This is a genomic window from Nonomuraea sp. NPDC048892, assembly GCF_040649735.1.
Taxonomy (GTDB): domain Bacteria; phylum Actinomycetota; class Actinomycetes; order Streptosporangiales; family Streptosporangiaceae; genus Nonomuraea; species Nonomuraea maheshkhaliensis.
Genome location: NZ_JBEZFZ010000006.1, coordinates 539,774 through 553,709 on the forward strand (window position 1 = coordinate 539,774; position 13,936 = coordinate 553,709).

Consider the following 13,936-nt stretch of genomic DNA (forward strand, 5'->3'; position numbering starts at 1 on the left):
TGCCTTGCTCACGGGAAGAGCCGCCCGTACTCGGCCAAGGCGACGGCGACGTCCACCTGCGCCCAGAAGCGGTGGTAGTTGAAGACCGGCGCCGGGCCGTTGCCGTTCAGGAACGCCTGCACCCGCGGCCAGTCCGGGTCGTCCTCGTAGAACGACCTGATCGACAGGAACGTGGAGTTCGAGTTGATCGGGTCGCCGTTGGGCATCTCGCCGCTCCAGCCGGCCGGGACGTACACGGGGTCGTCCACGCGCTGGTAGTCGGTCTTGGTCTCCGGCACCGACACGCCCTCGGCGTCACGGTTGTCCCAGATGCCGTCGAGCAGCGCCTTGGCCGTGTCACGGGCCTCGGCGTGGTCGGCCCTGGCCGCGTAGTACATCAGCACCTTGGCGTACGCGCCCGCGACGCCCACGTCCTGCGTGTGGTCCACGACGGTCACGTGCAGGCCCGGGTTGGCCGGCGGCATGCCGGACGTGGCGCTGAAGTTGCCCGCGGGCTGGCCGGTCCAGCGCAGCGTGGACGGGATCTGGTAGCTGCCGTCGGCGTTGATCGTGGTGTTGTCCAGCGCCCACGACACCCACTTGTCCAGCAGCGCCTTGGCGTCGGCGTTGCCGGTGGCGTAGTAGAGCTGCGCCACCCGGTCCATCGTCCACGCCTGGAAGCCGAACCACTGGTTCGACGGCGGATCGTGGTAGACCGGCTGCCAGTCGTAGGTCATGCCGTGGAACTTCGGCAGCCCGGACGGCGGCGTGGCGTAGTGGCCCTCCCAGCTGTTGGTGGCGCCGCCGGCGATGGCGCCCTCGGCCGACTGCAGCCACGTGTAGAACTGCAGCTGCCTGGTCAGGCTGGTGCTCCAGTCGGCCGCGCCGGTCGAGCTCTTCGGCCGCAGCTCGGTCACGTTGGACAGTGCCCAGGCCGCGAACGGGTTCTGGTAGCCGGCGTGGTTGTGGCTGGAGCCGATGCGCCAGGCCCAGCCGGCATTGGAGTCGGTCGCGCCGCCCCAGGCGTAGTACCAGGACAGCAGGTAGTTGGAGGCGTTCTTGCCGGTGCCCGCCGGGCACGACGGGCTCGTGCACCCGGGCTGCTTGAAGTACTTGTCGTACATCGCGTAGCGCAGGTAGTCGCCCATCTTGGCGGCCTTGGCCACGGTGGCGGAGATGTCGCCGGCCTTGTTCTGCTCCTTGGCCCAGGTCAGCGCCCAGTAGGCGGCCTGGACCGCCCGGGCGTCGGCGTCGGGGGCGTTGGTGTACTTCCACTGCTTGGCGTACGAGGCGTCCTTGATGAACAGGTCCAGGTAGCCGTTGGTGCCGCCGTGGGCGAAGGTGTCGCAGGACGGCTGCGGGATCGTCTCGAAGACCGACTCCTCGGGGCCGCGCTGGTAGGTGTTGATGTAGGCGGGCCTGGTCGTGCCGTCGCCGCAGCGGCCGAAGCCGTAGGTGTTGTCGACGTCGAGCAACCAGTGCATGCCGTAGACGTCGCGGGTGCCGTACGCGCTCTGCAGCTCGCCGGCGATCGGGTCGGTGCCGACGCTGACACTGGAGTCGATCTGCGTCGGGTAACTGTTGATCGTGTTGTACTCGGCCGCGTACGTCGCCGGCTTCGAGGGGTCGTAGAAGGAGTTCGTCGGCTGGTCGGCGGTGGCCGGGATGATGTACTTCTCCATCGAGGCCCACGCGGCGTTGAACTTCGACCAGTCGCCGGTCACCTGCCCGTACGTCGCCTCCAGCCACAGGTAGTAGCTGTAGGCCTCGGACGTGGTCTCGTGCCCGTGGTCCGGCGCCTCGACCATGAACGTCTCGATCGAGTGGTACGGCACGCCCTCGGGCGAGAAGTAGCCGTTGGCCGGGTCGTGCAGCTCGTTGTAGAGCTCGACGAAGCGGGCCACGTACTCGTTGTCGCCGCCGACGTCGTCGTCCGCCTCGTTCGCCGTCACGTCCACCGCGGTGTAGCCGGTGGCGCTGACCCGGAAGACGGCCGAGCCGGCCGTGGTGTCGGCGTCGTCGGCCGCGGCCAGCGTGACGTTCTGCACGGTGTTCCAGTTCGACGGCGTGAACGTCCTGGTCGCGGAGCCGGAGACGGTGAGGTCCGCGTCACCGCTGACGCGGGCGACCGAGACGCTCACGTTCGCCGAGGGCGCCTGCGACAGCCGCACACCGAAGGAGGCGGTGCCGTCCTCCGGCACGGAGATGGTCGTCGGGCTCACCACGAGCGCCGGGCCCGAGTCCGGCGAGACCGTGATGCCGACCGGGGCGGAGGTCGTGACCAGGCCGCTGTTGTCGGTGGCCCTGGCCGTGATCGAGTAGCTGCCGGCGGCCACGTTCGACCAGGTGTAGGCGTAGGGGGAGGAGGTGTCGGTGCCCAGCAGCGTGGAGCCCTGGTAGAAGTCGACCTTGGCGACGGTGCCGTCGGAGTCGGCGGCGGTGGCCGTGATCGGCACGGTGGCGGGGGCGGTGAACGTCTGGCCCGCGGCGGGCGAGGTCAGCGCCACGGTGGGCGCGTTGCCTGTGGCGCCGCAGGTGACCCCGTTGACGCTGAACGTGGCCGGGCTCGGGTTGCTGCCCGTCCAGGTGCCGTTGAAGCCGATGTTGGTGGAGGCGCCGGTGGCCAAGCTGCCGTTCCAGGGCATGTTGGTGCCGGTCACGCGGGTGCCCGACTGGCTCCAGTTGGCGCCCCAGCCGGTCGGGGTGTAGCGCTGGCCCGTGGTCGGGAAGTCGAAGGCCAAGGACCAGGACGTGATGGGGTCGCCGGTGTTCTTCAGCGTGATGTTCGCGGTGAAACCGCCCTGGTTCTGGCCGCTCGTCCACTGGTTGGCCGCGTACGTCACATCGCAGGCCACCGCGGCCTGGGCGGGAGCGGCCGTGACGGCCGCGGTCGCGCCCGCGACGAGGACGAGCGTCGTGGCCACGGCGAGCCGTCTCGCCAACCGGGTCAAGAGAATCGGAGGTCTGTGCTTCACGGGGTCTCCATGGGAGTAGGGGGTTGGGAGCGCTCCCAAACGGGATTGTGGATGCCCTCCGGCGTATGTCAACGGAATGGCGTGTCGGTGACCCCCGTGTTTCCTCTCACCAGGCTGGCCGGGATGAAAGTTTCATCTGTGTCGGAGGGCATTCGGCGAGCATGCGGGGCGGTCGAAACCCCGCGATCAAGCGGGCTCTCGACACGGATCCGGCCGCGACAGACCATGGGAGCGCTCCCAGCCACCTAAGCACTGGAGATGATCGCAAGTGAGACTCCACCGCGGCCTCCGCAAATGGGCCGTGACCATGACCGCCGCGAGTGTCGCGGCCTTAGGGCTCGTCGCCGGCCAGAGCACGGCCGCGAACGCCGCCGTCGCCTGCGACGTGACCTACACAGCCAACTCGTGGACGAGCAGCCCTGGTCAGGGCGGTTTCACCGCGAACATCACGCTGAAGAACACCGGCGACCCCATCTCGTCGTGGTCGCTGGCCTTCGACTACCCGACGACCACGCAGCGCTACACCCCCACCGGCTGGGGGGCCAACTGGAGTCAGTCGGGCTCCCGGGTGACCGGGACCAACATGCCGTACAACGGGAGCCTGGCCACGGGCGCCTCGGTCTCGGTGGGCTTCAACGGCACCTGGTCCGGCACCAACCCGAACCCGACCTCGTTCAGCGTCAACGGCACCACCTGCGGCGGCACGACCCCCACCACCCCGTCGGTGGTCACCTCCGCCAGCGCGGTCGCGGTCAACGAGGGCGGCACGGCGACGTTCACCGCCAGGCTCTCCTCGGCGCCGAGCTCGAACGTGACCGTCACCACCGCGCGGACCAGCGGTGACACGGACCTGACCGTCAGCTCGGGCGCCTCACTCACCTTCACGCCGTCGAACTGGAGCACCGCGCAGACGGTCACCCTGGCCGCCGCCCAGGACTCCGACACCACGGCGGGCACCGCCTCCTTCAGCGTCAGCGGCACCGGCGTCACCGGCGCCACGGTGAGCGCCACCGAGGTCGACGACGACGCCACCGTGGAGCAGTCGCTCGTCGTCACGCCGACCGCGGTGACCGTGCCCGAGGGCTCGACCGGCACCTTCACCGTGCGGCTGGCCGCCCAGCCCGCCTCCGGCGTGACCGTCACGACCACGGCGGGCAGCGGCGACGCCGACCTCACCGTCTCCTCCGGCGGCAGCCTCGCCTTCACCACGTCGAACTGGAACACCCCGCAGACGGTCACCCTGGCCGCCGCGCAGGACTCCGACACCGCCGCCGGCAGCCGGACCTTCACCGTCGCCTCCACCGGCCTGACCTCGCGGACGGTCACCGCCACCGAGGCCGACGACGACGGCGGGCCCACCCCGACCCACGTGGAGAACCCGTACGCGGGAGCCACCGGCTACGTGAACCCGAACTGGAGCGCCAGGGCCGCGGCCGAGCCCGGCGGCTCGGCGGTCGCCAACGTCTCCACGGCCGTGTGGATGGACCGCATCGCGGCCATCGCCGGCGCGTCCGGCGCCATGGGCCTGCGCGCCCACCTGGACGAGGCCGTCAGGCAGGACGCCGCCAACGGCTCCGCGCCGCTGACCATCCAGGTCGTCATCTACAACCTGCCCAACCGCGACTGCTCGGCGCTGGCCTCCAACGGCGAGCTGCGCATCTCCGAGGACGGCTTCAACCGCTACAAGACGGAGTACATCGACCCGATCGCGGCCATCCTCCGCGAGTCCGCCTACGCGAACCTGCGCATCGTCACCATCATCGAGCCCGACTCGCTGCCGAATCTCGTCACCAACCTGGACAGGTTCGCCGACTGCCGCGAGGCCAACGGCGCCGGCGGCTATCGTGACGGCGTCCGGTACGCGCTCAACCAGTTGCACGCCATCACCAACGTCTACACCTACATCGACGCCGCCCACCACGCGTGGCTCGGCTGGGACTCGAACTTCCAGCCCTCCGTCAACCTCTTCTACGAGACGGTGGCCGGCACCACCGCTGGCGTGGACAGCGTGGACGGCTTCATCGTCAACACCGCCAACTACTCGGCGACGACCGAGCCGCACTTCACCATCAACACCACGGTGAACGGCACCTCGGTGCGCCAGTCCAAGTGGGTCGACTGGAACTACTACGTGGACGAGCAGTCCTTCGCCGTCGCCCTGCGCACCGCCCTGATCGCCAAGGGCTTCCGCTCCGGCCTCGGCATGCTGATCGACACCTCGCGCAACGGCTGGGGCGGCAGCGCCCGCCCGAGCGGCCCGAGCACGTCGACCAACGTGGACGAGTTCGTCAACCAGTCGCGCACCGACCGCCGCATCCACGCCGGCAACTGGTGCAACCAGAGCGGCGCGGGCCTGGGCGCGCGGCCGACCGCTGCTCCGGCCGGCGGCCTCGACGCCTACGTCTGGATCAAGCCGCCCGGCGAGTCCGACGGCGCCAGTGAGGACATCCCGAACGACGAGGGCAAGAAGTTCGACCGGATGTGCGACCCGACCTACCCCGGCAACGACCTCAACGGCAACAACATGTCGGGGGCGCTGGCCGACGCGCCGCTGTCAGGGCAGTGGTTCGCCGCCCAGTTCAGGCAGCTGCTGCAGAACGCCTACCCGCCCGTCAACTGAGATGACCCGGCCGGCCGGCGACCCGCCTGACCCGGGTCGCCGGCCGGTCACCTCTTTCTGTGGGCCCGGCGCCACTCCGCGACGATCTCGTCCGCGTCGAAGGGCATCAGGTTGAGCGGCGGCCCGGACAGCCCCGTCCTGATCGCCTCGCGGATCCGTTCGTTGATCTCCGTCACGATCCGCCTGGCCTCGGTCTCCGAGCGGGCCCCGTGTGCCTCGGCCAGGGCCCGTTCGGCGTCCTTGCGCAGTGCCAGCGTGGGCGGCAGGGGCATGGACAGCCCCTCGCTCTCGACCTTCTGCTTGATCCACCACATGTCGTCGAGGTACCGGTCGAGGTTCGGCAGCGGTTTGCCCTTGCCGGGCAGGTCGTCGAACTCGCCGCGCTCCTCGGCCTCGCGGATCTGCCGGTCGATCCAGCTCTCGAAGGGCATGCCGACGGGCTTGCGGTCGCTCACGGATGTGCTCTCCTCACGCCAGGTTGTGACTGGGGGCGGCGGGGCCGCGCCAGCCGAGCACGGCCTCGGTCATGCGTACGGACGCGACGGTCGCCGCGACGTCGTGGACGCGCAGGATGCGGGCGCCCTTGAGGATGGAGACCACGTTGGCGGCGATCGTGCCCTCCTTCCGCTCGCCCTGGGGACGGTCGAGCGTCTCGCCGATGAAGTCCTTGTTGGACAGCGCCACCAGCGTGGGGTAGCCGATCGAGGTGATCTCCTCCAGCCGGCGCGTCAGCTCCAGGGAGTGGAAGGTGTTCTTGTTGAGGTCGTGGCCGGGATCGATGATGATCTTCTCCGGCAGGATGCCGGCCTTGAGCGCGGCCGAGACCCGTTCGCGCAGGAAGTCGGCCACCTCGGACACGACGTCGGCGTAGCTCGGCCGGAAGACCCGGCGGCCGGGGCCGCCCAGGCTGTGGGTGACGATGACGCCGGCGCCGGTCTCGGCGGCGACCTCGGCCAGGCCGGGCTCGCGCAGGCCGTTGGTGTCGTTGATGACGTCGGCGCCCGCCTCAAGGGCGGCCCTGGCCACCTCGGGGCGGTGGGTGTCGACCGAGATCACCGCGTCGGTGGCGGCCCTGACCCTGGCGATGACCGGGGCCACCCGGTCGATCTCCTCCGCCACGTCGATGTGGGCCTGGGCCGCGGAGAAGGCGAAGCCGCCGATGTCGACCCAGTCGGCCCCCTCGTCCACGGCCCGCGTCGCCGCCTCGACCGCGCGGTCGAGCTCGAACGTGCTGCCCTGGTCGTGGAAGGAGTTGGGCGTCCTGTTGACGATGGCCATGATGGCGACCTGGCGCTTGAAATCGAACTCGCGCCGTCCGATGCGCCGGACAGGAGAGATGATCCCGGGGGAAAGCTCTTCGCCGCTCACGTAGTGATCCCTTTCCGTCGCCTTGAGCCTACCCGGCGCCCGGCCAGGTCAGACGGCCCGGGATCCGGGCGCGGCGATCACGCGGAGGCTCACGCGGTGAAGCGGCCGAACGGGCGCCCGCCCGGCGCCGTGACCCGGATGCGCCGCATGCTCCTCGACGCCCTCGGACCGCTCTCCCGTGGTAACCGCATGGTCAGCAGGACCGTGGTGCCGCCGGGCCCGGTGCGGAAGTCGGCGGCGTCGCACAGCCGCCTGATCAGGTAGATCCCCCGCCCGGTGTGGGACTCGTCGGAAGGCCGCTTGGCGCCGTTCATGTACGCCTTGGGAATGCCCGCGCCCCGGTCACTGGTCTCGGAGCGGATGACCCCGTCGACCGTCCACAGCTTGAACCGCCCGCGCCCGCCCGCGTGCTCGATGGCGTTGACCACGCTCTCGTGCACCGCCAGCACGAAGTCGTCGAGCCTCGGGCCGTGCAGCCCGCAGCTTCTGGCCTGCTCGGACACGGCGTGGCGCAGCTTCGTCAGGTCTTGGAGAGTGAAGTCCTGGGCGATCAGGGTACGCATGCGCTCCTCCGTGCCGTTTCGACACACCGGCCACGCTTCAGGACCCCGCGTGATCTGACATCTTCCCCTGCGGCCGGATCTTACACACAGTCATGTGGTTACGGGCGTCCGCCGATGCCGGTGGCGAGCTCGCGAACGCGGGCCATCGGCCCCCCGTCGGGCGCCAGCGGCGCGGTCTCCATCCCCGCGCCGTCGTGCATGCCTTCGAACAGCTCCCGCATGGCCTCGAACGAGGAGTACCGCGGGGTCCAGCCCAGCACCTCCCGCGCGCGGTCGGTCCGCATGACCGGGATGCGCAGGAACAGTTCGAGCAGCCCTGGCGCGGCGGGCACGAGCCGCAGGTGCCAGCCCGCCGCCACCGCCGCCCTGGCCAGGCCGCGCGGCACCGGGACCGTGCGGGCGCCGAGCAGCTCGGCCAGGTCGTGCGGGTCGAGCACGGGCTCGGCGGCGATGTTGAACGCGCCCCGCACCTCCTTGGTGACGGCCAGCCGATAAGCCTCGGCCGCGTCGGCGGCGTGCAGCACCTGCAGCCGCAGTCCTGGGATGTCCGGCACGAACGGGATCCGCCCCGCCCTGACGAGCCGCCTGGGCACGAAGGGCCCGCCGAACAGCCTGCGCTGCTCGGTCGCGGCGACGCGCTGGAAGATGAAACCGGGGCGCATGCGTACGACCCGGACGTGAGGATGGTCGTGCTCGAACACGTCGAGCACCCGTTCCACGTACGCCTTCTCCCGCCCGTACGCCGCCCCCGGCCAGCCGTGCGTGGGCCAGCTCTCGTCGACCGGCCGATCCTTCGGCCCCGGCGAGTACGCCCCGACGGACGAGGCGTGGACCAGCGCCGGTACCCCCGCCTCCGCCACGGCGCGGAAGACCCGCATGCTGCCCAGCACGTTGGCCCGCCAGGTGACCTCGGGATGCCGGGTCGGCTGGAACAGCCAGGCCAGGTGCACCACGGCGTCCGCGCCGTCGAAGATCCTGGTCAGGTCGTCGGTGGCCACGTCGGCCCGCCGCCAGTCGGTGCGGTCGATCCGCCAGCCGGGCAGCCGGCGGGCGACCCCGACGATCGAGCTCACGTCCTCGTCCGCGGCCAGCGCGCGTACGACGCTGGTGCCGACGTTCCCGGTAGCACCCACCACGACGACTCTCATGGGTGCTCCGCTGCCCGCCCCCCGGGCCACGAAACGTCGATCCACCACCGGTGACCTGCGACGTTACGGCTGCAGCAGGATCTTCACCGCGCCGTCGGACTTCTTCTGGAACATCTCGTACGCCTGCGGCGCCCGCTCCAGCGGCAGCCGGTGCGTGGTCAGGTCCATCACGCCCAGCGGGTCGGAGTCGTCGGTCACCAGGGGCATGAGCGCGCCGATCCATCTCCTGACGTGCGCCTGGCCCATGCGCAGCGTGATGCCCTTGTCGAACATGCGCAGCATGGGCATCGGGTCGGTCATGCCGCCGTAGACGCCGATGACCGAGATGACCCCGCCGCGCCTGACGGCGTCGATGGCCTGGTTGAGCGCCGCCAGCCGGTCGACGCCCGCGTTCGTCATGAGCGGCGCGGCCACCGCGCCGGGCAGCAGCCCGGTGAGCGTCTGGGCGAGCTTGGCCGCGGTCGAGCCGTGGGCCTCCATGCCGACCGCGTCGATGACGGAGTCCGTGCCGCGCCCGCCGGTGCGTGCGCGGATCTCGCCGGGGACGTCGGTGACCTCACTGGCGTCGATCACCTCGATGCCGTGGCGGCGGGCCATCTCCAGGCGGGCGGTGACGCCGTCCACGCCGATCACGCGGTGGCCGAGGTGGCGGGCGATGCGGGCGCACATCTGGCCGATCGGCCCGAGCCCGAAGACGGTGACGCTGCCGCCCTCGGGGAGCTCCGCGTACGCGACGGCCTGCCAGGCGGTCGGCAGCACGTCGGAGAGGTACAGGAAGCGCTCGTCCGGCGGCCCCTCGGGGACCTTGATCGGGCCGAACTGGGCCTCGGGCACCCGCAGGTACTCGGCCTGCCCGCCGGGCACCTGGCCGTAGAGCCTGGTGTAGCCGAACAGGGCGGCGCCCATGCCGTGCTCGCGCACCTGGGTGGTCTCGCACTGGGCGTACAGCTCCAGCCCGCACATGTGGCAGTGGCCGCAGGCGATGTTGAACGGGACGACCACGCGGTCGCCCGGCCGGATGCCGGAGACGGCCGACCCGACCTCCTCGACGACGCCCATGGGCTCGTGCCCGAGGATGTCGCCCTCGGCCATGAAGGGCCCGAGCACCTCGTACAGGTGCAGGTCGGAGCCGCAGATCCCGGTGCTGGTCACTCTGATGACAGCGTCGGTGGGCTCCTTGATCGACGGGTCGGGGACGTCCTCGACCCGCACGTCACGCTTACCGTGCCAAGTGACTGCCTTCATCCTCGTTCTCCTCAGCCAGAGGCGACAAAAGCCGCATACCCCCACGCAGCTCTCCAAACGGCTCCGGCCTTGAGGCGAGCGCCTAGACTGCCCTCATGGCACCGACCCCCCTCACCCCGGACGAGGCCGCCCGCTTCCGGGGGAACATGTCCGAATGGCTCGCCAAGGAGCTCGCGGAGAAGGGCTCGCTCCGCCTGTCCGCCGTGGACGACCCGGAGCTCCAGCGCCACTTCCAGGAGGCGGTGCACCGGGCGAGCGAACTGCTCGGACGCCCGGTGATCAGCATGGCCGGCCCGCGCGGCATGACGTTCGAGCTCGGCGGTCAGCCGCTCACGGACCGGCAGCAGCCTCCCCTCACCCCGTAACCAGCCCGCTCTGACCTTCTTCGGGCCCCCCACGAGTGACGACACCCGTGGGGGGCCGTTTTGTCGTGCCCTCGAAATGACGCCGGCGACCTGGCGTTCTTCCGGGCTGCCCATGGTCAAGCGGTGGCAGAAGCTTTACACTCTCCGTATTCGATGAGTAACTAGGGGTAGTGACCGACTGGAGAGAGAAGGAGCCGTGCGTATGCCGGTGGGCTTCACCCAGCATTCCCTTGGTTCACGCATTGATCAGCGGCTGAGCGGATTCCTGGAAACCTGGCGCACCCAGGTCTCCGACCCGGGCGTGGAGGCCGCCTACGGCCTGCTGTCCTCGTTCATCCTCGGCGGCGGCAAGCGCGTCCGGCCGCAGCTGTGTTACTGGGGCTGGCGCGGCGCCGGCGGCGACGACTGTGAGGAGATCATCAGCGCCGCCGCCGCCCTTGAGCTGTGTCATGCGGGCCTGTTGATCCACGACGACATCATGGACGGCAGCGAGCTGCGCCGGGGCCGCTCGACCGTCCACATGAGCCTGGCCGGGCTGCACGACGGGCCGGGCGCGGAGGCGTTCGGCCGGGCGGGCGGCATCCTGCTCGGCACCCTCAGCCTGGCCTGGTCCGACGCGCTGCTGTCCTCGTGCGGCGTGGAGGGCGCGCGGCTGCGTTCCGCGCACCACGTGTTCGACACCATGCGCACCGAGGTCATCAGCGGCCAGTACCTCGACGTGCTCGCGCAGCTCCGCTCGGGCGCCACCGAGGAGGAGGCGCTGACGGTGATCCGCTACAAGAGCGCGAAATACACCGTCGAGCGGCCGCTGCAGATCGGGGGCGCGCTGGCCGGCGCCCCGCTGGAGCTGCTGGACGAGTACTCCCGCTTCGGCGTGCCCCTGGGCGAGGCGTTCCAGCTGCGCGACGACGTGCTCGGCACGTTCGGCTCGTCGGCGCAGACCGGCAAGTCGGCGCTGGACGACCTGCGGGAGGGCAAGCAGACGGTGATGTTCGCGCACGCCGTGCAGCACGCCTCCGCCGCCCAGCTCGTCCAGCTGCGGGCCTGGCACGGCAATCCGGCGCTGGACGAGGAGCACGCCGCGCAGGTGCGGCAGATCCTGATCGACACGGGCGCGCTGGCCAGGGTCGAGCAGATGATCGATGAACGGGTCGGCCAGGCCATGACCGCTCTGGGCCGGGCGCAGATCAAGCCGGAGGCCGCCGGCGTGCTGGCCCTCATGGCCGACCAGCTCGCCCACCGCACCAAGTAAGGGGACCCCCGGATGGGACGGGTACTTCTCGCTGCCCCGCGCGGCTACTGCGCGGGCGTGGAACGCGCGATCATGACGGTGGAAGAGGCGCTGAGACGCTTCGGACCCCCCGTCTACGTGCGTAAACAGATCGTCCACAACACCTTCGTGGTCGAGGACCTGACCAGGCGCGGCGCGGTCTTCGTCGAGGAGCTCGACGAGGTCCCCGACGGCGCGCTGGTCGTCTTCTCCGCCCACGGCGTCGCGCCCGCGGTGAAGGACGAGGCCGGGCGGCGCGGCCTGCGCTCGATCGACGCCACCTGCCCCCTGGTCACGAAGGTGCACAAGGAGGCCGTGCGGATGGCGGACGAGGGCTTCGAGATCGTCCTCATCGGCCACGCCGAGCACGAGGAGGTCGAGGGCACGCTCGGCGAGGCTCCCGACCGCATCCACGTCGTGGACCCGGCCAGGCCCGGCGAGCTGGCGACGGCCGGCTCCGGCCGGATGAGCTGGCTGTCGCAGACCACGCTGGCCGTGGACGAGACCATGCGGGCCGTCACGGCGCTGCGCGAGCGCTTCCCCGGCCTGGTCGATCCGCCGAGCGACGACATCTGTTACGCCAGCCAGAACCGCCAGCAGGCGATCACCAGGATCGCGCCGGAGTGCGAGCTCGTCATCGTGGTCGGCTCGCCGAACTCCTCCAACAGCCGGCGCCTGGTCGAGGTCGCGCTCAACGCGGGCGCGCACGCCGCCCACCTGGTCGACCGGGCCTGCGACGCCGACGAACGCTGGCTCGACGGCGTCGCGACCGTCGGGGTGAGCTCCGGCGCGTCCGTGCCGGAGAGCCTGGTCGGCGAATTACTGGCCTGGCTCTCGGCCCGCGGATACGCCGACGTGGAGCAGGTGACGCTGACGGAGGAGACCCTCACGTTCTCGCTGCCGCTCGAACTCCGATCCTCCCGCAACCCTCGCTAGGTCCCATCCACAGATTGGCGGTGCACCACGATGACGGAAACCACGCACACCACGGCGCCCGAGAACGGCAACGGGCAGCTCAGCCTCAGTACCGACGCGGCCAAACAGCTCGCGACGACCACCAAGACGCCGCCGCAGATGCAGGAGATCACCAGCCGGTGGCTGCTGCGGCTGCTGCCGTGGGTGCAGTGCTCGGGCGGCGTGTTCCGGGTCAACCGGCGGCTGACGTACACGCTGGGCGACGGCCGGATCACCTTCACCACCACGGGCGCGGAGGTGCGGGTGATCCCGGCGGAGCTGACCGAGCTGCCCATGCTGCGCGGCTTCGACGACATGGACGTGCTCGGCGCGCTGGCCGACCGGTTCAGCCAGCGAGAGGTGGAGGCGGGCGAGGAGATCGTCTCCGAGGGCGGCGAGGTGGACCGGCTCGTGCTGATCGCGCACGGCCGCGTGGCCAAGGTCGGGCACGGCTCGTACGGAGACGAGCAGAACCTCGGCGTGCTGGCCGACGGCGACCACTTCGGCGAGCTGACCCTGGCCGGGGGCGGCCGGCACGAGTTCTCGGCCCGCGCGAAGACGGCCACCACCGTGCTCACGCTCTCCCGCCAGGACTTCGAGCAGATCGCCGAGCAGGCCCCGGCGCTGCGCGAGCACGTCGAGCGCTGGCGCACCAGCGGCGACCGCGAGCAGAACGACTACGGCGAGGCCGCGATCAACATGTCGGCCGGCCACGTCGGCGAGGCCGTCCTGCCCGGCACGTTCGTGGACTATGAGCAGACCCCGCGCGAATACGAGCTGAGCGTGGCCCAGACGGTCCTGCGCGTGCACAGCCGCGTCTCCGACCTGTACAACCAGCCGATGAGCCAGCTCGACCAGCAGCTGCGTCTGACGATCGAGGCCCTGCGCGAGCGCCAGGAGCACGAGCTGATCAACAACAGGGAGTTCGGCCTGCTCCACAACGCCGACTTCGGCCAGCGCATCCGCACCCGCTCCGGCCCGCCCACCCCCGACGACCTCGACGACCTGCTGTCGACCGTGTGGAAGGAGCCGTCGTTCTTCCTGGCCCACCCGCAGGCCATCGCCGCGTTCGGCCGCGAGTGCAGCAAGCGCGGCGTCTACCCGCAGTCGAGTGAGGTCAGCGGCCACCGGGTGCCGGCCTGGCGGGGTGTGCCGATCTTCCCGTGCAACAAGATCCCGGTCTCTGGCACCCGTACGACGTCCTTCCTGCTCATGCGCACCGGGCAGGAGAACCAGGGTGTCGTGGGCCTGCACCAGACCGGCATCCCCGACGAGTACCAGCCGAGCCTGTCGGTCCGCTTCATGAACATCAACGAGAAGGCCGTCATCTCCTACCTGGTCAGCGCCTACTACTCGGCCGCCGTGCTGGTGCCGGACGCGCTCGGCGTGCTGGAGGACGTCGAGCTCGGCAGGAACGGCTAACCGCTCTCATTTCTCGTCAGGAGTTGG

Annotated in this window: 11 protein-coding genes; 5 read left to right on the forward strand and 6 right to left on the reverse strand. The window is 70.5% G+C overall.

Going from position 1 to position 13,936, the window contains the following annotated elements; all coding sequences use genetic code 11:
• Positions 1-8: 8 nt before the first annotated feature.
• Complete coding sequence (locus AB0C28_RS23710; protein ID WP_358077281.1) at positions 9-2,921, reverse strand: glycoside hydrolase family 48 protein; 2,913 nt, start codon at positions 2,919-2,921, stop codon at positions 9-11.
• Between the two features lie 340 nt (positions 2,922-3,261).
• Between AB0C28_RS23710 and AB0C28_RS23715 the strand changes: the two genes are divergently transcribed.
• Positions 3,262-5,574 carry a glycoside hydrolase family 6 protein gene (locus AB0C28_RS23715; protein ID WP_358077284.1) on the forward strand — a complete coding sequence of 771 codons (2,313 nt, stop codon included), beginning with the start codon at positions 3,262-3,264 and terminating at the stop codon, positions 5,572-5,574.
• A 47-nt stretch (positions 5,575-5,621) separates the two neighbouring features.
• Here AB0C28_RS23715 and AB0C28_RS23720 read toward each other — a convergent pair whose 3' ends face one another.
• The 5 genes from AB0C28_RS23720 to AB0C28_RS23740 all read right to left on the reverse strand — a co-directional run bounded on the left by AB0C28_RS23720 (position 5,622) and on the right by AB0C28_RS23740 (position 9,898).
• Positions 5,622-6,029, reverse strand: coding sequence for a DUF1992 domain-containing protein (locus tag AB0C28_RS23720; RefSeq protein WP_358077287.1), 408 nt, complete (start codon positions 6,027-6,029; stop codon positions 5,622-5,624).
• A 13-nt stretch (positions 6,030-6,042) separates the two neighbouring features.
• Positions 6,043-6,942, reverse strand: a complete 900-nt coding sequence (gene folP / locus AB0C28_RS23725; RefSeq protein ID WP_358077290.1) for a dihydropteroate synthase — start codon at positions 6,940-6,942, stop codon at positions 6,043-6,045.
• Positions 6,943-7,031: 89 nt separating this feature from the next.
• Positions 7,032-7,505, reverse strand: a complete 474-nt coding sequence (locus AB0C28_RS23730; protein ID WP_358077293.1) for an ATP-binding protein — start codon at positions 7,503-7,505, stop codon at positions 7,032-7,034.
• 98 nt (positions 7,506-7,603) lie between these two features.
• Entirely contained in the window at positions 7,604-8,653 is a 1,050-nt protein-coding gene (locus AB0C28_RS23735; RefSeq protein WP_358077295.1) for an NAD-dependent epimerase/dehydratase family protein, read from the reverse strand.
• Between the two features lie 63 nt (positions 8,654-8,716).
• On the reverse strand, positions 8,717-9,898 hold the full coding sequence (locus AB0C28_RS23740) for a zinc-dependent alcohol dehydrogenase (RefSeq protein ID WP_357846519.1): 1,182 nt from the start codon (positions 9,896-9,898) through the stop codon (positions 8,717-8,719).
• A gap of 95 nt (positions 9,899-9,993) precedes the next feature.
• Here AB0C28_RS23740 and AB0C28_RS23745 point away from each other — a divergent pair, with 95 nt between their 5' ends.
• From AB0C28_RS23745 to AB0C28_RS23760, 4 genes are all read left to right on the forward strand, one after another.
• Positions 9,994-10,263 (forward strand): hypothetical protein, encoded by a 270-nt coding sequence (locus AB0C28_RS23745; protein ID WP_357846521.1) that lies wholly within the window; start codon positions 9,994-9,996, stop codon positions 10,261-10,263.
• Positions 10,264-10,465: 202 nt separating this feature from the next.
• Complete coding sequence (locus AB0C28_RS23750; RefSeq protein WP_357846659.1) at positions 10,466-11,515, forward strand: polyprenyl synthetase family protein; 1,050 nt, start codon at positions 10,466-10,468, stop codon at positions 11,513-11,515.
• A 12-nt stretch (positions 11,516-11,527) separates the two neighbouring features.
• Positions 11,528-12,469: a 4-hydroxy-3-methylbut-2-enyl diphosphate reductase gene (locus tag AB0C28_RS23755; RefSeq protein WP_358077298.1), complete on the forward strand. Its 942-nt coding sequence runs from the start codon at positions 11,528-11,530 to the stop codon at positions 12,467-12,469.
• A gap of 30 nt (positions 12,470-12,499) precedes the next feature.
• The gene (locus AB0C28_RS23760; protein WP_357846525.1) at positions 12,500-13,909 is read left to right on the forward strand and encodes a family 2B encapsulin nanocompartment shell protein; all 1,410 of its coding nucleotides are present in this window, start codon (positions 12,500-12,502) and stop codon (positions 13,907-13,909) included.
• The last annotated feature ends 27 nt before the right edge of the window (positions 13,910-13,936 follow it).